15 protein-coding genes are annotated in these 24,862 nt (G+C 42.0%); all 15 read left to right on the forward strand.

Translation table 11 applies throughout. The features are described 5' to 3' along the window. The first annotated feature begins 47 nt into the window (after window positions 1-47). On the forward strand, window positions 48-2,435 hold the full coding sequence (locus tag ACFQ3S_RS01340) for a SusC/RagA family TonB-linked outer membrane protein (protein ID WP_377160408.1): 2,388 nt from the start codon (window positions 48-50) through the stop codon (window positions 2,433-2,435). 150 nt (window positions 2,436-2,585) lie between these two features. Continuing rightward, a complete protein-coding gene (locus ACFQ3S_RS01345) occupies window positions 2,586-3,296 on the forward strand; it encodes a hypothetical protein (protein ID WP_377160410.1) in 711 nt (236 codons plus the stop codon). Between the two features lie 11 nt (window positions 3,297-3,307). After that, on the forward strand, window positions 3,308-5,251 hold the full coding sequence (locus ACFQ3S_RS01350) for a RagB/SusD family nutrient uptake outer membrane protein (protein ID WP_377160412.1): 1,944 nt from the start codon (window positions 3,308-3,310) through the stop codon (window positions 5,249-5,251). A gap of 14 nt (window positions 5,252-5,265) precedes the next feature. Continuing rightward, complete coding sequence (locus ACFQ3S_RS01355) at window positions 5,266-6,174, forward strand: DUF5017 domain-containing protein (RefSeq protein ID WP_377160414.1); 909 nt, start codon at window positions 5,266-5,268, stop codon at window positions 6,172-6,174. A 101-nt stretch (window positions 6,175-6,275) separates the two neighbouring features. Further along, complete coding sequence (locus tag ACFQ3S_RS01360) at window positions 6,276-6,863, forward strand: hypothetical protein (RefSeq protein WP_377160416.1); 588 nt, start codon at window positions 6,276-6,278, stop codon at window positions 6,861-6,863. Between the two features lie 14 nt (window positions 6,864-6,877). Further along, complete coding sequence (fucP, locus tag ACFQ3S_RS01365; RefSeq protein WP_377160418.1) at window positions 6,878-8,122, forward strand: L-fucose:H+ symporter permease; 1,245 nt, start codon at window positions 6,878-6,880, stop codon at window positions 8,120-8,122. Between the two features lie 14 nt (window positions 8,123-8,136). Continuing rightward, on the forward strand, window positions 8,137-9,030 hold the full coding sequence (locus ACFQ3S_RS01370) for an ROK family protein (protein ID WP_377160420.1): 894 nt from the start codon (window positions 8,137-8,139) through the stop codon (window positions 9,028-9,030). Between the two features lies 1 nt (window position 9,031). Then, window positions 9,032-10,888, forward strand: a complete 1,857-nt coding sequence (locus ACFQ3S_RS01375) for a glycoside hydrolase family 97 protein (RefSeq protein ID WP_377160422.1) — start codon at window positions 9,032-9,034, stop codon at window positions 10,886-10,888. A gap of 9 nt (window positions 10,889-10,897) precedes the next feature. After that, window positions 10,898-13,726 carry a heparinase II/III domain-containing protein gene (locus ACFQ3S_RS01380; RefSeq protein ID WP_377160424.1) on the forward strand — a complete coding sequence of 943 codons (2,829 nt, stop codon included), beginning with the start codon at window positions 10,898-10,900 and terminating at the stop codon, window positions 13,724-13,726. A gap of 5 nt (window positions 13,727-13,731) precedes the next feature. Next, the gene (locus ACFQ3S_RS01385) at window positions 13,732-16,017 is read left to right on the forward strand and encodes a GH92 family glycosyl hydrolase (RefSeq protein ID WP_377160426.1); all 2,286 of its coding nucleotides are present in this window, start codon (window positions 13,732-13,734) and stop codon (window positions 16,015-16,017) included. A 203-nt stretch (window positions 16,018-16,220) separates the two neighbouring features. Beyond that, the gene (locus tag ACFQ3S_RS01390; protein ID WP_377160428.1) at window positions 16,221-17,717 is read left to right on the forward strand and encodes a GH39 family glycosyl hydrolase; all 1,497 of its coding nucleotides are present in this window, start codon (window positions 16,221-16,223) and stop codon (window positions 17,715-17,717) included. A 54-nt stretch (window positions 17,718-17,771) separates the two neighbouring features. Further along, entirely contained in the window at window positions 17,772-19,226 is a 1,455-nt protein-coding gene (locus ACFQ3S_RS01395) for a sulfatase family protein (RefSeq protein WP_377160430.1), read from the forward strand. Window positions 19,227-19,378: 152 nt separating this feature from the next. Continuing rightward, window positions 19,379-21,172 (forward strand): alpha-L-fucosidase, encoded by a 1,794-nt coding sequence (locus ACFQ3S_RS01400; protein ID WP_377160432.1) that lies wholly within the window; start codon window positions 19,379-19,381, stop codon window positions 21,170-21,172. A 44-nt stretch (window positions 21,173-21,216) separates the two neighbouring features. Continuing rightward, the gene (locus tag ACFQ3S_RS01405) at window positions 21,217-22,404 is read left to right on the forward strand and encodes a glycoside hydrolase family 88 protein (protein WP_377160434.1); all 1,188 of its coding nucleotides are present in this window, start codon (window positions 21,217-21,219) and stop codon (window positions 22,402-22,404) included. Window positions 22,405-22,447: 43 nt separating this feature from the next. Beyond that, window positions 22,448-24,856 carry a glycoside hydrolase family 3 N-terminal domain-containing protein gene (locus ACFQ3S_RS01410; protein ID WP_377160436.1) on the forward strand — a complete coding sequence of 803 codons (2,409 nt, stop codon included), beginning with the start codon at window positions 22,448-22,450 and terminating at the stop codon, window positions 24,854-24,856. The last annotated feature ends 6 nt before the right edge of the window (window positions 24,857-24,862 follow it).

Here is a 24,862-nt window from a genome sequence, read left to right on the forward strand (position 1 = left end):
ATAATTCCAGAGATAAAATTACCCTGAATAGTTAAGCCTAAATAATTATGAAAAAAAATTACTTGAAAGATTCTGAAGCCGTTTTTATTGGTGACCAATCACCCTTAAAAGCGGTTGCTAAGAATTTATTGATTAAAAAGATATTACTTCTTATACTGTTATTTTGTGCAAGCAGTGCTTTTGCCCAAAAAAATGTTACCGGTGTAGTGAGTGATGATAACGGAGAGGCCCTGGTTGGTGTTACCGTAAACTTAAAAGGAACACAAACTACCTCTGTCACCGATGTTAACGGTAAATATGTTATCAGGGTTCCTAACAACAACGCCGTAATAGTTTATAGCTATGTAAGCTTTGTTAAGCAAGAAATAACCGTTGGCAACCGTACATCAATAAATGTAGCTTTAAAAACTGATGTAACCAATCTATCGGAAGTTGTGGTACAAACAGGTTATACCGGATCCGTACGAAAAATAGATCTGACAGGTTCTGTTGGTTCGGTAAGGGTAGGTGAATTGCAAAAAGCACCTGTTCGATCGTTTGAGGAGGCATTGGGAGGCCGGGTTGCCGGTGTGCAGGTAATTAATGGAGATGGCCAACCGGGCGATGCGGCCGAAATTGTGATCAGGGGTAATAACTCTATCAACGGTAGCAATGCGCCGCTATATGTAATAGATGGTTTCGCGATAGAAAATCCGGATAATAATACGCTCAACCCGGCTGAGATCGAATCTATCAGTGTATTAAAGGATGCTTCATCTACTGCAATATACGGTTCGAGGGGTGCTAATGGCGTTATTATTATTACTACAAAAAGAGGTAAGGTAGGTACACCCAGTGTATCATATAGTGGTTATCGCGGTTTTAATAAGATAACGCAGAAAGTTAATTTGATGGACCCCTATCAGTTTGTAAAATTACAAACCGAAATTAACCCAACAACTGCAGCTAACAGCTATTTTACAGATGGAAAAACCTTGGAGAGTTACCGTAATATTGCAGGGGCAAGCTTTCAAGACAGGATATTTAAAACAGGTGCTTTTCAAAACCATTACCTTGCCTTAACCGGCGGAACAGATGCCACCCGTTACACAGTTTCGGGCAGTGTTACAGATCAGGACGGTATCATCGCTAATAGCGGATTTAACCGTTACCAGGGCAGGGCCACGCTCGATCAAAAGATAGGGAAGAAGTTTAGGATCGGTAGTAATATTAATTTTTCGGCAAGTGAATCATTTGGTTTAGTGCCCAGAAGTCAAAATAATGTAGGAGGAAATGATGTTACCTTCAACCTGCTTTATCAGGTTTGGTCATATAGGCCTATTACAGGTAGTTTAAATCCTGATGACATTCTTGACGAATTTCAGGACCCTGACAATCCTGCTAACTCGGGTGATTACAGGGTTAATCCGATCTCATCGGTGAATAACGAGTATAACCATCAATTTAATAATACGTTTTTAGCAACCCTATATTTGGAATATAATATAGCTCCTGGGTTGGTATTTCGTAGTACAGGCGGTGCAAGTTTATCTAACCGCCGTAACGAGGTGTTTTATAACTCATTTACACGCCAAGGGAGCCCATTAACTAATCAAGGTAGGGCCGACGGGCAAAACGGGCGCATCGATTACACTAAAGTAAATGATTTTACCAACACCAATATATTAACCTATAATAAAACCTTCAATAAAGATCATAGGATCAATTTACTTGCCTTAGCCGAAACCCAGGCCAGTAATAGCCAATCTTTTGGCTACAGGGCTATAAGAGTACCTAACGAAAGTTTGGGTGTAAATGGTTTAAAGGATGCACTGGCCGGTAACATTACCCCTTTTGGCAGTGCAACAGAATATAAGTTATTATCATTTGGCTTTAACGCCGATTATCAGTTATTAGGCGGCAGATACCTGTTTAAAGCAAGCGCAAGGCGCGACGGATCGTCTAAGTTTAAAAGCGATAGCAGGTTCGCATTCTTCCCTACCGGTGCTTTTGCCTGGCGTTATACCGAAGAGAGCTTTATTAAGAAACTAAAATTATTTTCAAGTGGTAAATTAAAAGCCAGCTATGGTATAGTGGGTAATAACAGGATCAACAGTAACTTCCCGTCATCCTCTTTAATAACCGGTACCAATACTTACTATCCCTTTGCTAACCAACTTGCACAAGCCTATTACATCACCTCATTAGGTAATGAGAAATTGAAGTGGGAAAGCACCAAACAGTTAGACCTGGGTTTAGAGATGGGTTTGTTTAAAGACCGTTTGTTAATTGAGGCCGATTATTATAACAAGCAAACATACGATCTGTTATTATCATCACAGTTGCCTTTAAGCTCAGGTATAAATAGTATATTTGATAATATAGGCCAGGTGAGCAATAAGGGTTTCGAACTTACCGTAACCTCCGAAAATGTGCGTACTAAAAATTTTAATTGAAACACCAACTTCAACATATCTTTCAACCAAAACAGGGTTGTAGCGTTAAATAACGGTTCGGATAATATTACCAGGCCGGTTGGGGGTGCGGGCAATACCCTGAACACTGTAATTGGCTATATCACTAAAATTGGTTATCCAATTGCCAGTATGTATGGTTTTGTTTTTGACGGTATTTACCAATACAGCGATTTTAACCAGCAGCCGAACGGTAGCTATGTAATAAAAGATGAGGTACCGGCCGGAAATGGTGTAGGTGGCCAAACGCCACTTAATGTGCAGCCCGGAGACCCTAAATACAGGGATATCAACGGTGACGGATTAATTAATGCCAATGATCAAACCATTATAGGTAACCCATACCCTATACACGTTGGCGGTATCAATAATAATTTTACTTATAAGTCATTCGATCTTAACGTTTTCTTTCAATGGTCTTACGGTAATCAAACTTACAATGCCAACCGTATATACCTCGAGGGAGGAACATCCGTGGGGCTAAATACTAACCAGTTTGCAACCTATGCTAACCGCTGGACACCCGATAACCCGAGCAACGAACTTTACCGCGCTAATGCCATAGGTACATCGGTGTACTCAACCAGGTTTTTAGAGGATGCTTCTTTTATACGTTTAAAAACCATGCAGTTAGGTTATACACTGCCTGCTAAACTCATTAACAGGATAGGCCTTAGAACGCTCAGGTTGTACACCTCAGCGCAAAACCTGTACACCTGGACCAAGTATTCTTCTACCGACCCCGAGAATTCTACACGTGGCAACGGTGTTACAGCCGGATATGATTTTTCGGCTTACCCGCGTGCCTTAACAGTAACTTTTGGTTTAAACCTTACTTTATAAGCTTTAAAAAAATGAAAAGAAATAAAATATTTGCAGCTGCATTAACCATTGTTTTGTTTGGTGCAACATCGTGTAAAAAATATCTTGAAACTATACCCAAGGACTCGGTAGCGTTAGAGGCCTATTTTGCCAACGAAGCGCAGGCCGATGCCTATCTGAATTCTGTGTACGACGCCATGAACACTGCTCAAGGTACCACCTCCTGGTATTCTTCTAATTATCAATGTTTTATTGCGCAGGGTACAGACGAGAGTTATAATCGTGGTAATACATCAGGTATTAGGGTAGAGCATTATATGGATGACGGATCGGGTGCAAACACTATTGGTCTTTTCAGACGGATTTATGAAGGCGTTGAAAGAGCAAATACCTTGTTGGAAAATATTGACAGGGTACCAGGTTTAAATCCCGTTAGGAAAAAACATTTTATAGCCGAAGCTAAATTTTTAAGGGCTTACTACTTGTTTATAGCTACACAATGGTGGGGCGATGTGCCTTTAAAACTAAAATCTACACGCACCCCTGCCGATGCTAATATAGCCTTCACCCCTTCAAAAGAGGTATATGAGTTTGTGATCAAGGAGATGACGGAAGCCGAAGCTATGCTTTCTGATCAGCGTGTAGCTAACATTACTCCATATCACAGTGAGCGTGTGGTGCAAACTACCGTACAGGGTGTTTTGGCCAGGGTATGCTTATATGCTGCCGGCTTCCCAATTAATGATACCAAGCGATATGCAGAAGCTAAAGCCTGGGCAGCAAAGGTAATAGCCTCGGGCGATCATCGTTTAAACCCCAGTTACGAGCAAATTTTCATTAATCACTCAGCCGACGCGTATGATGTAACTTATAAAGAGAGTATGTGGGAGGTAGGCTTTTATCGCGTTGCTGCCGAAAATATTACCCGCGAAATCATGAGTAATAATATGGTTGGTATAAATGACGGGGCAAACCCTAACGGGCAAACTATAGGGCAGCTGTTTACTACTCCTTTATTGTATAGGTCTTACGAATCATATTATAACTCAGGCTTAAGCATGGATAATACGCCTGATTTAAGGCGCGATTTAAACTGTGCTCCCTTTGATTATGGAGGTGGTACTCCAACCGTACCATCGGTACAGAGGCCATTTGGCTGGAATCAAAATGGCTGGTGGCAAAGGTGGCCGGGTAAATGGAAACGTATAAACGAGGTACAGCTACCGCGCGATAATAATAACACGCCTCAAAACTGGCCATTATTACGTTATGCTGATGTGCTACTAATGTTTGCTGAGGCAGATAATGAAGATAACGGACCAACCGCAACGGCTATTGATGCCGTAAACCAGGTACGCCGTCGTGCTTACGGGCAACTGCTTGCGGGTGGAAGGAGAGTGCGGGTTAAGATCGCCAATCAGGGAATTACCAATTATACTACAGTACCAACCGTAACCATAACAGGTGGCGGCGGTACAGGTGCTACGGCAACGGCCAGGGTAGTGACTGGTAAGGTAGTGGAAATTTTAATGGGATCATTAGGCACTAATTATACTTCTGCGCCAACGGTAACCATAACAGGTGGCGGCGGCACGGGCGCTACAGCCACAGCCGAACTCATTGTGGGCGATATGTCACCTGATATGTACGCTTCAAAACCCGCTTTCCAGAAAACTATACGGGATGAAAGGATGCGCGAGCTATGCTTTGAAGCTTTTAGGAAACAAGATTTAAAACGTTGGGGTATTTTAGTGCAAAAAGTTAGGGAAAATTACGATTTGGCAACCAATGGCAGTGTAGAGCGGTTTTATGATAATGTGCAAAGGATACCTCCTCAACCTCGCGGCACCGGAGGTGCCAATTATTTACCTGTTATGTTAGATGGTACTAACATTAGTGATAGGTGGAACTTATTGCCGATTCCATTTATAGAATTATCTAACAATAAATTAGCTAAACAAAATCCTGGGTTTTAACATAAAATTTAAAAATGAAAAAGATATTGTTACCATTATTGGCTGTTGCTTTACTGGCAACCGCTTGTAATAAAGTAAAATTAAAGCAACCCGATTTTAATGCGGAAACTAATAAGCTAACTTTTAAAGTGGGCGATACTGTTAGGTTTAACTTATCGGGTACGGCCGACTATATATACTTTTTTAGTGGCGAAGTAGGGAGCGAATATGAAAAGCGAAGCGAGTACATGTCGCCCGTTAATGGCAAGCCAGAGTTTGAATTTACCAGCAATGTGCAGTTTGGCACGGCGACCAATAATTTATCGGTACTGGTATCAAGCAATTTTAGCGGAATTAATGATGCCGCAAACATTAGCAAAGCCACCTGGACAGATGTTACAAGCCGTGCCGTTTTAGGTACCTCGGCAACCAATTTAGCATCGGGTGTTATTAGTGTAAATGATTTGGCTATGGATAGTAAGCCATTATACGTGGCATTTAAATATTTGTCCAATAGCCCCGAAACATTAAAACAAAGACAATGGACAGTTGGTGGATTTAAATTTCGTTCCATATTCAATAACGGAAAAATTACCACCCTTGCAGCAGATAATGTAGGCGGTGCCTTTACTTCGGTAGATCTTAATGGTGGCAACGCCTCATGGGTAGTAAATAGCAGCAATTTGAGTCATCTTGGTTTGGATATTGGCTTGCCGGCCGACGAAGACTGGGCAATCTCTAAAGCGTTTGACCTGAAAAAGATCACCGCCGATGCAGCGAACGTAATTACGATCAAAACTGCTTCTACAGGTTTCGTGGTACCGCAGTTTACATATATTTATACAACGCCGGGTACTTATAAAGCAACATTTGCCGTGCGTAATGCTAACGCTGACGGGGTGGAAGAAAGCTTGAAAGAAATTACTATAACAGTAACGCCATAGCTAATAACCATTTACCGATAATATGATTGGAGTTCACTTATCCTGCGCTTGAATACAAGGCGCAGGATAAGTTTAGTTTTTTAACCCTAAAGTAACTTTACATGAAAATAACCTTACTAATAAGTCTAACATTATTTTGTGGTTACTCTGCATTTGCCCAGGTTACCGACGATTTCGAAGCAGGCCGCAAACAATGGAAAAATGCCAACTCGCAATGCGAGCCGGTAATAAGCATCAAGCAGGCCCGCAGTGGTAAGCAAAGTTATGAAGCCGGTACAACTGCGAAATGCGGTATATTTAAAACCATAAGTCCTGCAGTTGAAAATGCCACCATAAGTATATGGTTTTATGATCAGGCCGAAGCTACCGGTATAACGGCTGTTTCAATAAATAATACAGAAACCAAAGAAGTATATATGATAGGTGTGCGTACGGCAACCTCGACAACTAATTACAGTGTACGCTACGGTAAAGATTTTAAGCCTACCAGTGTACCCCGTAAAACTGGCTGGCATGAATTCAAATTTGTTTTTACTATCACAGGCTGCGAATTTTTTATCGATATGCAGTCGGTTAATAAAATACAATCAGGCAACAAGGTAGATAAGGTTTTTCTGGGTTCGGTTTGGGCCGACATCAACACTGCGCCATTTTACTATGATGATCTTAAAATCCAAATGCCCCAATAATATTACATCAACAAATGCAATTACAACCTTCTATTGCAGTTAAGCCTGCCTTTACCGAAAAAAAGTTTTTGGTTACACTCATTTTTGTTATCTCCTTATTCCTGTTTTGGGGCATAGCCATATCCATGGCCGATGTTTTGAACAAGCATTTTCAACAGGTGTTAAACCTATCAAAGTCCCAATCGGGCTTGGTGCAGTTCTCTATCTTCGGAGCCTATTTTGTAATGGGTATTCCCGCCGGATTGTTCATGAAACGCTTTGGATATAAAAATGGTGTATTATTAGGCCTATTGTTATTTGCACTTGGCTCGTTTTTGTTTGTACCTGCAGCTGCTGCACAATCTTTTTTATTTTTTCGTGTAGCCCTGTTTATTATGGGATGTGGATTGTCTACCTTAGAAACTGTAGCACATCCGTTTGCAGCTGCATTGGGTAACCAGCAAACCAGCGATCAGCGTATCAATTTTGCGCAGGCTTTCAACGCTGTTGGTAGCACCATTGGCCCAACTATAGGCTCTTTCTTTATATTTAATACCGTTGCAGTACATGGTGAGGCTGGGCTTAGTTCAATAAAAACCCTGTATATTATTATCGGAATTGCTATTACAGTTGTTGCCATTGCATTTGCATTTGTTAAAGTACCGCCTGTTGCAGATCCGCATCAGGCTATAACCGAAGGTTACCATACCGATGCTGTATTAATGCCTGTTAAAAAAGGACTTTTCGGCCATCGCCATTTTGTATGGGCCGTTACCGCACAATTTTTTAACGTAGCTGCGCAAAGCGGTACCTGGGCTTTTTTCATTAATTACGGTCACGAAAAGATGGGCCTCACTGATGCTACTGCAGCCCGATACATGAGCATATTTATGTTTATGATGCTGTTAGGACGTTTTGTAGGGACTTATTTAATGCGCTTTATTGCACCCAATAGATTACTGGCTGCTTTTGCATTAGGCAATATTGTAATGTGTTTAATAGTAGCACAAGGCTTTGGGTGGGTATCTTTCATCGCCTTGTTTATGGTCAACTTTTTCTTCAGTATCATGTTTCCCACTATTTTTAGTTTAGGGATCAAAAATCTTGGTGTAAAAACTCAGCAAGCTTCGTCCTTTATATCAATGGGTGTGGTAGGAGGAGCATTTTTTCCGCTTATAATGGGGCAGATTGCCAATTATGATGTAGCTGCAGCATATTACTTACCTATTGTTTGTTACGCGGTTATATTTCTTTTCGGATACAAATTTTACAAGTCCTAATTTTTCTTTTTTTCATGAATTCATCTATAATTATTGGTGCAGATATTGGTGGTTCGCACATTACTACCGGCATGGTTGATATTAGTAAACGTATAATTGTTGACGACTTTTGTTTACGCAAAAGTGTAAATTCAGCGGCTTCTGCGTCTGAAATTATAAAGGTATGGTGCATGACCATGGAAGAGCTTTGCAACAAAGCAGGCTTTAAACCGCAAAAGCTGGGTATTGCTATGCCCGGTCCCTGTAATTATGAAACCGGAGTAGTATGGATTAAAGGTTTAAATAAATACGAATCCTTATACGGCTTAAGTATAAAAGAATTAATTGCCAAAGAGCTGGATCTCGACCCTCAAAATATACACATGAAAAACGATGCCCCTTGTTTTTTACAGGGAGAGGTTTTAGGTGGCGCAGCAATAGGCTATAGCAGCGTAATTGGAATTACCTTGGGCACAGGTTTTGGAACCGCCAATTATGCAAACCATGTAGCTAATGATGCCGAACTTTGGCAAATGCCTTTTAAAGAGAGCATTGCAGAATATTATTTTTCAACCAATTGGTTTATAAAACGGTATTATGAACTTACAGGTAATATGGCGTTAGATGTAAAACAATTGGCAGATGCAGCAGCCGGTAGTAAATTAATACAAAACATGTTTGCTGAATTTGGTTATAATTTGGGTTTATTTCTGGAAGAGGTGCTTTCTTCAAATAAATCGCAGGCTTTAATATGTGGTGGTAATATATCAAACGCTTTTGATCTGTTTGCCCCAAGCCTACAAAAGCAGCTTAGCAGTAAAGGTATTGCCATTGATGTTAAACGTTCTGCATTGGGCGAAAAATCGGCACTAATAGGAGCGGCAAGCGGCTGGCAAGCGCATAAACTTATTAATACTAAAACTATTTAACATGGCTAAAACCGATTTAAAATATAAAATTTTATTGCCCCTGTTTTTACTTATTTTATGTGTATGGCAATCAAGCATAGCACAATCGTTTAAAATAGTATCGCCAGATAAGAGTACCATTTTTGAGCTGAACACAACTTCCTCAAAGCAAATGGTTTATGGCATATCTTTTAACAAGCAGCCATTATTAACCGCTTCGCCGCTGGGGCTGGAGGTTAAGCAATGGACAGGTGCTCTCAATAATATAATGGTAAACCCGGGCAGAGTAACTCAGGTTAACGAAATTTTTCCTTGGCCGGTTGGCGAAAATAAAGAAATTAGCAATAAGTATAGCGGTCAGTTTTTTGAAGTAATGGCCTCTGGTAAAAAGCTTTACGAAGTAGAAATACGTGTATTTAACGGCAGTGCTGCCTTTAGGTACCGCTTAAATAATGCCGATACCCTTACTATACTTAAAGAAACCACCGGATTCAATTTTAGTAAACCACAAACTATTTTCCGTTATGAGCAAGAATCCGTGTTCAGGCCAACGGCTTTATCATCCCTCGCCGATTCATGCGACTTTCCAACCACATTAAAATCAGCTTTGGGTTATATTAGTATTGCCGAAGCTAATAATATCAATTATAACAAAGCGGTGCTTCGTAAAGGCGAAGCTGGTGATGCATTAAAAATGGCGTTTTTTAAAGATAAAGTTGTCAATGCCACCCCTTATTTTATAACGCCATGGCGTACAGTATCATTTGCAACAACAGCAATAGGTTTGTTAAAATACAACGATCTGTTACTTAAACTGTGCGATGTAAAATATTCAGCCGCCCAAAACAACTGGATAAAACCCGGTAAGATATTCCGGTCAAATTTAACTGATAATGATGCCCGTTTGAGTATTGATTTTGCCGTGGCACATAACTTTCAATACGTGTTGTTTGATGCCGGCTGGTATGGTTCCGAATTCAGGACTACTTCAAACCCCAAAGTTTTTATACCGGCTATAAACATACCGCAGGTAATAACTTATGCGAAAAAAAAGAACATTGGAGTATTTTTGTATGTAAATTATGTTGGCTTAAAAGCACATTTAGATAGTATTTTACCACTATATAAAAAATGGGGAGTTACCGGACTCAAATTTGGCTTTGTTGACGGTTTAACTCAAAATGGCTTAAGTTGGCTAAACCAGGCGCTCGATAAAACTTACAAAGCAGGCTTTTTGGTTAATATACATGATAATTACAAGCCTACCGGCTTAAGCCGTACTTACCCTAACCTGTTAACCCAAGAAGGAATACGTGGTAATGAGCATGGCGGTAGTGCTTTGCATAATGTCACTTTGCCCTTTACACGCTTTTTAGCCGGCCCGGGCGATTTCACCATCGGTTATCTTAATAGTAGCCGGGCCCTTTCTGCAAGGTACGCCAAATTGGGTTTCGACGTAAGCAAAGGCCATCAGTTGGCTTTGTCTGTTATTTTCTTCAGCCCTTTGCAAACGCTTTTATGGTATGGCAAGCCCGAAGATTATAAGAATGAAAAAGAACTTGAATTTTTTACCAAAGTGCCAACGGTTTGGGATGAAACCCAAGCCCTGCAAGGTCAAATAGGTGAAAATATTGCCATAGCCAGGCGCAACGGTGATAGCTGGTATATGGGTTGCGCTACGGGTACTACAGCATGGAATTCGAGCCAGAAACTTTCATTTTTAAAACCGGGAGTTACCTATAAGGCAACTATTTACCAGGATGACAAGCTGGAAAGTATAATGACACGTACTATACAGGTAAATAAAGATGATAACTTTACGTGGGATATAAAACCTTGTGGCGGCCAAACCATTATTTTTACGCCGCAGAGTAAGTAGTGAAATTTTATGTTTAAAATTTTCAATATCGTTTACAATGCTATAATTATTGTAATCATTTGTTGCTGTTATGTTTCAGTTAAGGCACAAGTAATTCCTATACCACAGCACGTAACAGCTGTACACCCGCGTATTTATACCAGTAATAGCGAAAAACAGCAGTTAACTGATAAAGTAAACCAGTTTGCCTGGGCAAAAGCGGTTATTGACCGCACTGAAAAAAAATTGAAACCCTACTTGGCTTATTTTCAAAAAGACAGTACCTGGTTGGTGTCTCGTTTGCAAATGTATTGGAAATCGCACCACACCGATATATATACCCGTGTGAATGATTTTGTTAAGGCAGAGGGCTATGCGCCGGTACCAACGGTAAGATATACAGGTTCGAGAGACTGGTCTACACCTTACAGTAGTCCAGCTATAAAAGATTTGGTACCCTATGCCGATCCAGATGATGGTTCTGTATATATGATGAGCGAAGGCAAAGGAGTATGGGTACAACCTTCTAAAAGTGGTCTTAATATCGAACGTATTAACGAAAGCATTATTAGTTTGGCGCAGGATGCCGCATTTTTGTACTGGTACACCGGCGATAAAAAATATGCAGATTTTGCTTTGCCAGTGCTTACTACCTACATTAAAGGATTATACTACCTCAAACTACCTTTAGATGCAGATGAGCACAAACCTAATAAAATATCGGGTTTAACTTCCTTCGAGGTCATACATGAGTCGGTAATTATTCCAACAGTCATAAGTTACGATTTTTTATATACTTACCTGGAGCAAAAACATCCGGGTTTCGGTAAACAATTTGCAGCCCCCGTTTTTCAAAAATGGGCTGATAATATTACTCTCAAAGGTGTTACCAACAACAACTGGAATATATTTGAAGCCAGGTTTTTATCGTACCTGTCCATGGCGCTTGATGATGATGATAACTATGAAAACGCAAAAGGGGTTCAATATTACTTAGATATTATTTTTAACCGAACTATGCCCGCACAGGTACCTTTAACAGAGAGCCTTAAATACTTTGACACCAATACTGGTATATGGTATGAAGCCCCGGGCTATTCGCTTAGCGTATCAGAAGATTTTTTAAAAACCTTGCTCTTAACCGATCGTGTAATGAAGGGTAATGCCAAACCCATTGTGCCGACCTTAAAAAAGGCGGTTATTGCCACCGCTCAATATTTAATGCCCAATAAGCACACGGTTTCTTTCGGCGATGCACATTACGACAAATTATCCAATAAGAGCATAGAGTATATGATTGCCTGGTGCAACAAATACCGAGAAAAAACTAACCTTGATACTTTTACAAGCCTGCTCAAATATAGCCAAGGTGATGATTACGACCGGGGTATTACCTCTTTGTTTGAACTGTTTTTTTACGTGCCCGAGCTGGAAAGAACAATACCCAAAGGGCTCGAAAGTTTTGCTACCTCTACTTTTTATGCACCTAATGTAAGCTGGTTTGTGCAACGTAACGGCTTTGATATCAATACCGGTATGATGGCCTCCGTTAATGCATCTATGGGTAACCATGCGCATGCTAATGGTATTAATGTAGAGCTATATGGCAAAGGTTACCCACTGGCCCCCGATTTTGCTGCAGGCGATAGCTACTGGCAGCAAAACCACCATGAGTTTTATTCTCAATTTGCTGCCCATAATACGGTGGTGGTCGATGGTAAATCAACCTATGGCAGTATGCGTTCCAATTATCCGTTTGTATTGGAGGATTATTATCCGCAGGTTTTGCAAAAAAACAGTCTGTTTAAAAACGTTACTTATACCAGGGTTAGCTTTATTGAACCGGCAACCAAGGCCGTGCAATCACGTCTGGTGAGCATCATTCGCACAGGTAATTCAACAGCTTACTATGTTGACATCTTCCGGTCGGCAAAAACAGACCGTAGCGATGTCAAAAACGAATACCTGTATCATAACCTCGGCCAGCATACCTGGTTGTACAATGCCGGAGGTAAGCCGCTTATGTTGCAGCCTACCGATGAACTTTCATCAGCTAAAGGCGATATTGTAGGTTATAATTACTTTACCGATAAAATCGCCATAAATTACAATGGTGATTTTAAGGCCCAATTCGAGCTTCAGGGCGTTTCCAAAAAAGCTATTTGGATGAATATGTGGATGCAGGGGCAGCAAGGCCGAAAAATATTCTCTGTAAATTCACCCAAGGCCCGGTCATTACGAAATAATTTGGTAGCCAGTGATATAGCTGAAGCAAAAGTGCCAACCCTCGTAGTACGGCAAAATGGCGAAGCCTGGACAAAACCTTTTGTAGCTGTACTGGAACCTTCTTACGCGCATGAGCAATCGGTTACCGGCATCAGCAGTTTTGCCGCCGCTAACACTAACCCTGTATTTACCGGCCTTAAAGTGGCCAGTATTAATAGAACCACTCAATATATTTTTGCCGATGCCGACGGTAAGAAAACTAATAATTATCAGGATTATAGTTTTACGGGTACTTATGCTGTTGCGGGTTTAAAAAGTGGTAAGCTGGAATACCTGTTTTTAGGTAACGGGCAATCCTTGTTTAAAGGTAACTATGGCATTAAAGCGCTTCACACTTCGGTTACCGCCGCCTTAAGTTATGAAAACAAGGTATGGAAGCTTTATGCAGATAAGGCCATTGAGCTAAGTTTACCCTATACCTTAAAAGGCAGGCAAGCCTTGTTAACAGCGGTAGATGAAAACGGCAAGCAAAATACTTATATCGGTAAAATTATTACGGCTAATGATGCCAGGCAGGCGGTTTTTACTTTGCCTGCCATGCAGGGAAAAGTATCAACTATTTATTTAAAGTAAAACTGATGTTGAAGCGTACAAGTGCAAAGTTAAGCGGTGTTTTAAAGCCTTCTTTAAATGCCTGTTTTTTAGTGATAGGCTTAATAAATATGAGTTACGTGCCGCTTGCAGCGCAGGTAAAACTACTGTCTTACGTTCAGCCCTTATCGGGTACGGCAAGCAGTACTACTGCCGAGGCGCTTAAACATGGCGATGGCTCTGAACAGTATGCCAATACCATACCGGCCGTAGGCGTACCTTTTGGCATGACCCAGTGGACACCCCAAACACAAGTTGGCGAACAAAAATGTGTTCCACCTTATTTATACAAAGCCACCAGTTTTAGTGGCTTGCGTGCCACGCATTGGATAAGTGGCTCCTGCATGCAGGATTATGGCAGCGTAACACTCATGCCTGTAACCGGCAAATTGCAAACCGGTGTTCAACAATATGAAACCGTTTTTTCGCATCAGGATGAAGTTTTAGCACCTAATTACTACCGCGTAAACCTGCCCCGCTACCAGGTTACGGCCGAAGTTACCTCATCCGAGCGATGCGGTATTTTACGTTTTACTATGCAGCGTACCGATAGCCTGTACCTGCTGGTTACCCCCAATAATGACCGCGGCAAAGCTTATATTGAAGTTAACGCCAAAATGCAGGAAATTTATGGCTATAACCCTGCCTACCGCCTGTACCAAGGTTCGGGTAAGCCGGCGGGCTTTAGCGGCTATTTTGTAATGCGCATGGTAAAAACATTTGCCCAAAGCGGTACTTTTTGTAATGATACCATACTAACCGGTAAAACACTAAGTAACAGGAAGGGCATCGGCGCTTTTGCAGGTTTTAAGTTACAAAAAGGTGAGCAATTGCTTGTGCGTGTAGGCACTTCTTTTACCAGTATTGCCGAAGCGCGGAAAAACCTCGATACCGAAGTGGCCACACTCAGTTTTGAAGCTTTGAAGCAACGCAGCGCCGCACAATGGGAAAAAAGATTAGCCCGGATCAGGGTAGAAGGTGTTGAAAAGAATAAGCGAATATTTTATACGGCTTTATACCATACCATGCAACTGCCACGCCTGTTTAGCGATGCCGATGGTACGTACCCCCAATTTGCACAGCAATATAAAACAGCTAAACTTACATCAGGCAAATATTATGATGATTTTTCGATGTGGGACATTTACCGGGCACAGCTACCCTTGTACGAGTTACTTGATCCTGCCCTGGTAAATGATTGGGTAAACTCTATTCTCATTAAAGGCAGGCAGGGTGGGTGGCTTCCAATATTTCCATGCTGGAACAACTATACCAACGAAATGGTAGGCGACCATTCAACCGTGTTTATAGCTTCGGCCTATTTAAAGGGCATTAAAGGTTATAATACCCAACAAGCCTACAGCCTGATGTATAAAAATGCTTTTGAAACCCCTCCTGTAGATGAATACGTAGATGGCAAAGGACGCAGGGCATTAACCTCTTACCTCAAATACGGTTACGTTCCCTTACAGGACCCGGTTAAGGAAGCATTTCATAAAGCAGAACAGGTATCGCGTACGCTGGAATATGCTTATGATGATTATGCCCTGGCTATGATGGCCAAAGCTTTAAATTATACCCGTGATTATCAACAGCTGATGAAGCGATCAGCCAGTTATAAAAATGTGTTCGACCCGTCCGTAAGCCTATCACGCGGCCGAAACGACGACGGCACCTGGATAAAAGATTTTGAGCCGGATAAAAAAGTAAGTTATATAACTGAAGGTACGCCCCGGCAGTACACCTTTTATGTGCCGCATGATGTGCCTGGTTTGGCGGCCCTAATGGGTGGAACCAATAAGTTGGAAGCTGCGCTGGATACTTTGTTTAAAAAAGGAGAATATTGGCATGGTAATGAGCCTGGGCACCAAATACCTTTTATGTACAATTATACCAAAGCCCCATGGAAAACACAGCGTGAAGTAAGGCGCGTACTGGCAGAGGAGTACACCGACGGTCCGGGCGGCTTGAGTGGAAACGATGATGCAGGTCAAATGTCGGCCTGGTATGTGTTTGCTTCTATGGGTATGTACCCGCTAGATCCTGTTTCGGGCAGGTATGAGCTGTGCTCTCCTCTTTTTAGTAAAATAATTATCGGGTTGCCAAATGGTAAACGGTTAACTATTGCAGCACCAAATAGCTCACCTTCGGTAAAATATATACAACTTGTAGCTAAAAACGGATTACCTTATGTGAAAACTTATTTAGAACACAATTCAGTTGCAAAAGGTGGAAACATACTTATTAAACTGGGGAATTTACCTAAGCAATGAGTATCAAAATAATAAATTATTTATGGCTAAAACGATTTAGTATTTTGTAAATTTGATAATTGATAATTTTATGCAGATGAATTATGCTAAGCTTTTCCTATGTAAAAAACACTAATAAAAATCAGATCATATTCAACAAGATGATTTATTACCATATAAACAAGATACTATATACTGCACTGTGTTCCATTTTGCTGTTCAACATGGCTTTGGCACAAACCAACCGTGCTATTAATGCCGATATGCAGCAGGTAAAAGGTAGTACCAGTACCATGTATAATTTTTGCGTGGGTGCCGGCCGTGCCAATGAAGGCCTCCGTGCCGATTGGCAGCAGCAGCTTACCGATGTTCAAAAGGTAATGCACTTCAAGTATATTCGTTTTCATGGATTGTTGCATGATGATATGGGGGTGTATAAAGAAGACGCCAATGGTAAACCCATTTACAACTGGCAGTATGTTGATAAACTTTACGATTTTCTGCTCAGCATAAAAATCAGGCCTTTTGTTGAGTTTGGCTTTATGCCTGCTGCCCTAGCAACTGATGCCAGCAAAACCGTATTTTGGTGGAAGGGCATCAATACGCCACCAAAAGATTATAATAAATGGAATGATCTGATTGTAGCTATGGTTAAACATTTTGAGGAACGTTATGGAAAAGAAGAAGTTCGGCAATGGTATTTTGAAGTATGGAACGAACCTAATTTAACTTCTTTTTGGTCGGCCGGGCGCGATGAGTATTTTAAGCTTTATAATGTAACTTCTAAAGCGGTTAAATCTGTATCGCCCAATTACCGCGTAGGCGGGCCGGCTACTTCGGGCAAAACCTGGGTACGCGAGTTTATTAATTACTGCAAGCAAAACAATTTGCCGGTCGATTTCATCTCTACCCATGCTTACGGTTCTGGAAGTTTTTTGGATGAATTCGGTACCCGCAAACAAAGGTTGCGTCCCAGTAATGCCATTCCAGAAGATGTGAATACTGTTTTACACTGGATGGATAGCCTGAGCTATAAAAAGGAGCTGCATTTTACTGAGTGGAACTCTTCATCAGGCCCAAAAGATACCCGGCACGATACTTATCAAAATGCTGCCTTTGTGTTGCATGTACTGCGCCATACCGAGGGTGCTAATTCGATGAGCTACTGGACTTTTACCGATATTTTTGAGGAACCGGGGCCGCAGGTAACCCCTTTTCATGGTGGTTTTGGTATGCTTAACCTGCAGAGTATTAAAAAACCCACTTATTTTGCTTACCAGTTTTTAAGTGAATTAGGTAATCTGGAACTTAAAAATAACGATGGGGAATCCTACGTTTGTAAAGATGCTAAAGGCAACCTGCAGGCCTTGTTCTGGGATTTTATGGCCAAGCCCGATTCTAACTATGCCGTTAAGTATTTCGATAATGGTAACAAACCCGAAAACCAGGGTAAAATTAAATTGAACATTGCCAACGTGCCTAACGGAAAGTACAGAATACAATTATACCAAACCGGCTACCATCATAACGATGTCTTAAATGCTTATAAGGAGATGGGATCGCCATATAATATTAACCGCGAGCAGGAAGGTAAGCTGAAAGCACTTACCGCAGGCAAGCCTGTTGTTGAAAAACTCCAAAACATTACTACCGGCAGTTTTACTTACGAAGTTAACGTACAAAGTAAAGACGTATTTTTTATAAGATTAACAAAGCTGTAGCAATATATAACTAACCAATACAAGCATATTAAATTAATAATTAGGATTACCAATATGAATAGATTGATTTTCACCGTAATAATGCTTATGCTGGTTACCCTGTCTGTAGCGCAAAAAAAGGCGCCTAACATTGTTTTTATGTACACTGATGATCAAAGGTTTGACGGCCTGAGCATTGTACAGCAGGAGCAGGGCAAGGCAGCAAGATTTCCATATTTAAAAACACCTAATATGGACAGGATAGCCAAAGAAGGCGTACGTTTTAGAAATGCCTTTGTTACCTTGTCGCTATGTTCGCCCAGCAGGGCTTCTTTTCTTACCGGCAAATACAACCATGTTAACGGTATTATAGACAATTATCATCCTTTCACCGATTCTGTAAACACCTATCCGGTACTGCTTAAAAAGGCTGGTTATACTACAGCTTATATTGGTAAATGGCACATGGGTAGCCAAAGCGGCAAAAGGCCGGGGTTTGATTATTCGGCCAGTTACGTAGCGCACGGGCAGTACAATAATTGCCCCTTTGAGATCGACGGTGTTAAACAACCTACTAACGGTTGGGTTGATGATGTGGCTACCGATTACGCAGTAAATTACATCAGGAAAAATAAAGACAAGCCTTTTGTAGTTATTTTAGGCTTTAAAGCTCCGCACGGTGGCTGGACACCACCGGCCAGGTATAAAAATTTATATACCGATGCTAAGCTTACCAAACCGGTGAACGAACTATCGAAACCGTCATATATCTCATTTTGGGACGCTCGCTTTGCCAACCCCGATAAACCCTTGTATTCGTGGACAGACAGTAGCGGCAATAAACGTGTAAAACCTTATTGGGGCACCGTTACCGGCGCCGATGATAATGTAGGCCGCATACTCGATTTACTTAAAGAACTGAAGCTGGAGGAAAACACCATCGTAGTTTTTACCAGCGATAACGGTTACTTTCATGGCGAACACTTTTTACAGGATAAGCGCGCCGCCTATGAGGAAAGTATGCGCATTCCTCTGTTAATTAAATATCCGGCAAAGTTTCCTAAGGGCAAGGTAATTGACGATATGGTACTGCATCTGGATGTTCCCTCTACCTTACTGCAACTGGCCGGGGTAAAACCACCGGCGGATTTTCAGGGTAAAAGTTTGGTTAACCTGGTTGCCGGAAAGGAAAAGCAATGGCGCGACGCTTTCTTTTTTCAATATTACTACGAAAGTAATTCGCCAACTCCTACTATGCTTGCCGTACGCACCAAAACAGCTAAGTTGATCAAATATCCACATCAGGACGATTGGACGGAACTGTTTGACCTGGGTACTGATCCTTATGAAATGAATAACCTGTTTAACAACCCTAAGTACGTCGCCCTGCAAAAGCAAATGGAAGCTGCATATCAAAACCAGCTTAAAGAGGTAAAATACGTAGAGCCGGCCAATGCCGCCAAACTGCCGCTTAACGCTGAAGGTAAATACAAGCCTTACCCGGTAAAGAAGCAAAGAGCTGTTGATTAATTATGCAGCTATTGCCTTGCATACTACAGGTTGCCCAAGCACTTATTTAGTGTTCATATACTGTTGGTAACATAAATTTGAGCGTTTCGGAAACGGAGTTTGACAGGAGAGTTGAAGTTTTGTGAGGCAATAATGAACTTTTAAGAACTTCTATGAAAAAAATAATCTTTGTAATATTATTATCACTGGTTTATGGGCAGTGGGCTAATGCGCAAATAAATTCGACTCAAGATGAGCGTATGGCTTGGTGGCGCGAGTCGCGTTTCGGTATGTTCATACATTGGGGACTGTATTCTATCCCGGCGGGAGAGTGGAAAGGGCAGTACGATGATAAAAAGATAGGCGAGTGGATTATGAATACCTACAAAATTCCTTATGCCGAATACAGTACACTGGCTAAACAGTTTAACCCTGGCCGGTTTGATGCAAAAGCCTTTGTTAAAACAGCCAAAGATGCCGGGATGAAGTACATTACTATTACCAGTAAACATCATGATGGTTTTGCGCTGTTCAAATCTAACGTTTCGCCCTACAATGTGGTAGATGCCACACCCTATAAAAAAGACATTATCAAAGCCTTAACTAATGAATGTCATAAGCAGGGTATGAAAATATGTTATTATTATTCGCAGGCTCAAGACTGGGCCGAACCTAACGCCTGGGGTAACAACTGGGATAATTATCCACCCGAAAAGGAGAGAAACCATACCCAATACATCAACAGCAAGGTTTTGCCTCAACTCACCGAACTGTTAACCAATTACGGAGAGGTAAACATGATATGGTTTGATACCCCGTTATCCATCACCAAAGAACAGGCTGACACTATAAAAGCATTAGTGCGCAAACTACAGCCGAAATGTATTATTAGCGGCAGGTTAGGTGGAGGTATAGAACCCGATTACCAATCTACCAGTGATAATACCGTACCACCCACCACCGTAACCGGCGATTGGGAAGTGCCTGCTACGCTCAATAATACCTGGGGCTTCAAAAAGTATGATAACGCCTGGAAATCTCCCGATGGTGTAACCCGCCTGTTGTTTGATATTGCCAGTAAAGGGGGTAACTACCTGCTGAACGTTGGGCCAACTGCCGATGGTGTAATACCCCAGGAATCGGTAAATATACTTAAACAGGTAGGAGACTGGATGAAAGTGAATGGTGAAGCCATATATGGTAGTAAAGCCAGTCCGTATTACCTGGAATTTCCCTGGGGTAACATAACTCAAAAACCAGGTAGGCTTTATGCCGGTATATTTAACTGGCCCCAAGGCGATTTTTATATAGAAGGGCTGCAAAGTAAAATAAGAAGAATGTACCTGTTGGCCGATAAAGCAAAGAAACCAATACCTTTTGAAGAACAATATAATAAGCAAGCCAATCATCACACGTTAAAAATAAAGCTGCCCGTTCAGGCACCAGACAAGGTGTTATCGGTACTGGTATTAGAGATTGAAGGTGCAGCTAAAACAGAGCAACAAATTGTTCAGGACCATACAGGTAAAATAAACTTGTTTGGTGGTAAAGCCGCCATTACCAAAAACGGTAGAGCTGCGTTACTGGCCATTAATAACAATGGGGGAGGAGCACAAAACTGGAAAGATGCCGCCATTAAACTGGATTGGACATTTACCGTTATTAAGCCCGGAAATTATAACATGGAAGTGGTATCTACCGAAACCGGCGCTCATGAAAAGCCCGACTGGACCGGCGGCCACCAGGTAAAAGTTATTTTTAACGGTAAAGTAACCGATTTAAAAATTTATGCCGATAGTAAAAGGCCTAACCCACGTACCCTGTACTGGAAAAACATTATAACCAATGCCGGTAGCCTTACTTTTGAGAAGCCGGGAATTTACCAGTTAAAATTAGAACCCATAACTATTATACAGGAAGGCCGTGGCTTTACTTTTCGCGAAATTAACCTGGTTCCTGCAAAATAGCCTTATAATAAAACTTAAAACACCAGCTATCCTATCATCAGCACATGTTCAAATATATATTCATACTCACATTAACCTTTTTTACAGCTGAAGTTTGCCATGCGCAAAAAGAGGCTAAGCTACCGGTACAAAAAGTATTGAAACTGGCAGAAGCGCAATTGCAGGGTTACCTGAGCAAATATCCCGATACTACAAAATATGCCCGCAATACCAATGCAGATGGATCCTTGCGAACCGTTAACGCTTCCGATTGGACCAGCGGCTTTTTCCCCGGCGAATTATGGTTCATATATCGTTTTACCAACAACCCTTATTGGAAAAAGCAGGCTATGGCTTTTACCGCAGGTATAGAGAGCCAGCAAAACAACACCGGCACGCACGATTTGGGCTTTATGATGTATAATTCTATTGGGCAGGCATATCACCTAACCGGGTCGGCCCATCATAAACAGGTACTGCTGCAAGGTGCTAAATCTTTAGCCACCCGCTTTAATGCCAATGTGGGCGCTATCAAGTCCTGGGACAATCCGAAGTTTAACTATCCGGTCATAGTAGATAACCTGATGAACCTCGAGTACCTGTTTTGGGCCACCCGCGTTAGCGGCGATTCATCCTTTTACAAGATAGCCGTTAAGCATGCCAATACCGACATGCAGTACCGTTTCAGGATCAACAATTCTACATACCACGTACTTGATTTTGACAAGGAAACCGGTAAGCTGCTGGCCAAAAGAACGCATCAGGGTAATGCCGATGAATCGTGCTGGGCGAGGGGACAGGCCTGGGCCATTTACGGTTACACTAACCTCTACCGTGAAACCAAAGATAAGCGCTATCTAAAGCAAGCCATGAAGGCAGCTAATTACTTCATCAGTCAAACCAATAAAATAGCCGACCACATTCCATATTGGGACTTTAACGCACCTGATATTCCCACCGCCCCACGCGATGCCTCGGCCGCTGCCGTTGCCGCATCTGGCATGCTGGAATTGAGCCATTACGCAGGTGCGAAAAATGTGTACAAGCAAAAAGCTGTTCAGATGCTAAAAAACTTATGTTCGCCGCAATACCTGGCTAAAACAGGTACCAATAACTATTTCCTGCTCAAACACAGCACTGGCCACAAACCTGCCGGTACCGAAATAAACGTACCTATTGTGTATGCCGATTATTATCTGCTTGAAGCTTTATGGCGATATCAGAATTACAGTAACATGAAAAAGTGGTTTTAGCAATATATAAGTAACACCACATAACATACTACCAATTGTACGCATGAATAAAAAATATAACTACGTTACCTTGCTATTTACAGCATTAGCTATAACAACCTTTGCACAGTCGAAAAATATTTATTACCATGGTTGGAACGACCTAAATAAAAATGGCAAGAAAGATATTTATGAAGATCAGAGCCAGCCGGTTGATAAGCGCATAGCCAATTTATTATCGCAAATGACCTTGGAAGAAAAAACCTGCCAAACGGCCACCTTATACGGTTATGGCAGGGTACTGAGGGACAAACAGCCCACTCCCGAATGGAAGAACGAGATATGGAAAGACGGCATAGCCAATATAGATGAGCAGCTTAACGGTGTGGCTGCGCACAGTACGTTTATTTCAAATGAGTTTACGTACCCACACAGTAAGCATGCCGAGGCTATAAATGTGATACAAAAATGGTTTGTCGAACAAACCCGTTTGGGTATCCCGGTTGATTTTACTACCGAAGGCATACACGGCTTAACACACGATAGGGCCACCCCGTTGCCGTCGCCCATTGCCATTGGCAGTACCTGGAATAAAAATTTGGTGTACGAAGCCGGTAAAATTGTAGGCCGCGAAGCCAGAGCATTGGGCTATACCAATGTTTACGCACCTATTTTAGATCCCTCGCGCGATCCGCGCTGGGGACGTGTGGTAGAAACTTACGGCGAAAACCCCTTTCATATAGCCGAACTGGGCATACAAATGACCAAGGGAATACAAGACCAGGGCGTAGCCGCAACCCTAAAGCACTTTGCCGTATACAGCGTACCTAAAGGTGGCCGCGATGGCAATGCCCGCACCGATCCGCATGTAGCCCCGCGCGAAATGCACCAGCTATATCTGTATCCCTTTAAAAAAGTAATACAAGAAGCGCACCCCATGGGTATTATGAGCAGCTATAATGATTGGGACGGCGTGCCTGTAAGTGGCAGCAAATACTTTTTAACACAATTACTGCGCGAGCAATACGGCTTTATGGGCTATGTAGTGTCAGACAGTGAGGCGGTAGAATTCCTATACACCAAGCATCACGTAGCCGATACTTATAAAGAAGCCGTTAGGCAGGTAATAGAAGCTGGTTTAAACGTGCGCACCCACTTTACCCCGCCGCAGGATTTTATATTGCCCCTGCGCGAACTGGTAAAAGAAGGTAAAGTTTCGAAGAAAACATTGGATAGCCGCGTGGCCGATGTGCTGCGGGTGAAGTTTCAGTTAGGCTTGTTCGATCATCCGTATGTGGCCGATACCAAAGCAGCCGATAATGTTACCGATCCGGCACAAACCAAAGATTTTGTGCTGGATATGGCTCGCCAATCCATCGTATTGCTCAAAAACAACAATAACTTTTTGCCACTCGATATTACCAAAACTAAAAAAATATTGGTAACCGGTCCGCTGGCGGCACCTACAAGACATTTGGTAAGCCGCTATGGCCCTTCGCATGTAAGCAATGTATCGGTATTGGAGGGTATTAAACAATATGCAGGTAGCCAGGCTACTGTAAATTACATTAAAGGCTGCGAAGTAGCAGATGCTACCTGGCCCGAAAGTGAAATTATTGCTACCCCGCTTACTGCCGCTGAGCAGGCTGGTATAGACTCTGCCGTTACGGCTGCCAAATACAGCGATGTGGTTATTGCCGTATTAGGCGAAGACGCGTTTACGGTAGGAGAGAGCATGTCGCGCACTGGGCTCGAATTGCCCGGCCGTCAGCAAAAACTGCTCGAAGCGCTCCAGGCAACCGGCAAGCCGGTACTGCTGGTATTGGCTAACGGGCAGCCTTTAACCATTAACTGGGCTAATAAGTATGTGAACGGTATTATTGAAACCTGGTTCTCCAATTCAATGGCAGGCAAGGCCCTGGCCGAAGTAATATTTGGCGATTATAATCCGGGGGGTAAGCTACCCATTACCTTTCCTAAAACTACCGGTCAAATCGAATTTAACTTTCCCTTTAAGCCTGGTTCGCATGCTGGCCAGGCATCCAACGGGCCAAACGGCTCGGGTAACACCAGCGTCAATGGGGCTTTGTATCCATTTGGGTTTGGGTTAAGCTACACTACGTTTGCCTTTAGCAATTTAAAGGTTAATCCCGAAGTGCAGAATAATCAAGGCAATATACAGGTAAGTGTCGAAATAAAAAATACAGGTAAAGTAGCCGGCGATGAAGTGGTACAACTGTACCTCAAAGATGAATATAGCAGCGTAACCACCTATGAGTTTGATTTAAGAGGCTTTGAGAGAGTAACCTTAAAACCCGACGAAAGCAAAATAGTGAACTTTACGCTACACCCCGATGACCTGTCTTTGTTAGATATTAATATGAACTACGTGGTGGAACCTGGTACTTTTAAGGTGATGATAGGCAATTCATCCGAAAGTATTAAACTGGAAAAGCAGTTTACAATTAAATAAATTTTA

It is taken from the genome of Mucilaginibacter terrae (assembly GCF_042679325.1).
GTDB lineage: Bacteria > Bacteroidota > Bacteroidia > Sphingobacteriales > Sphingobacteriaceae > Mucilaginibacter > Mucilaginibacter terrae.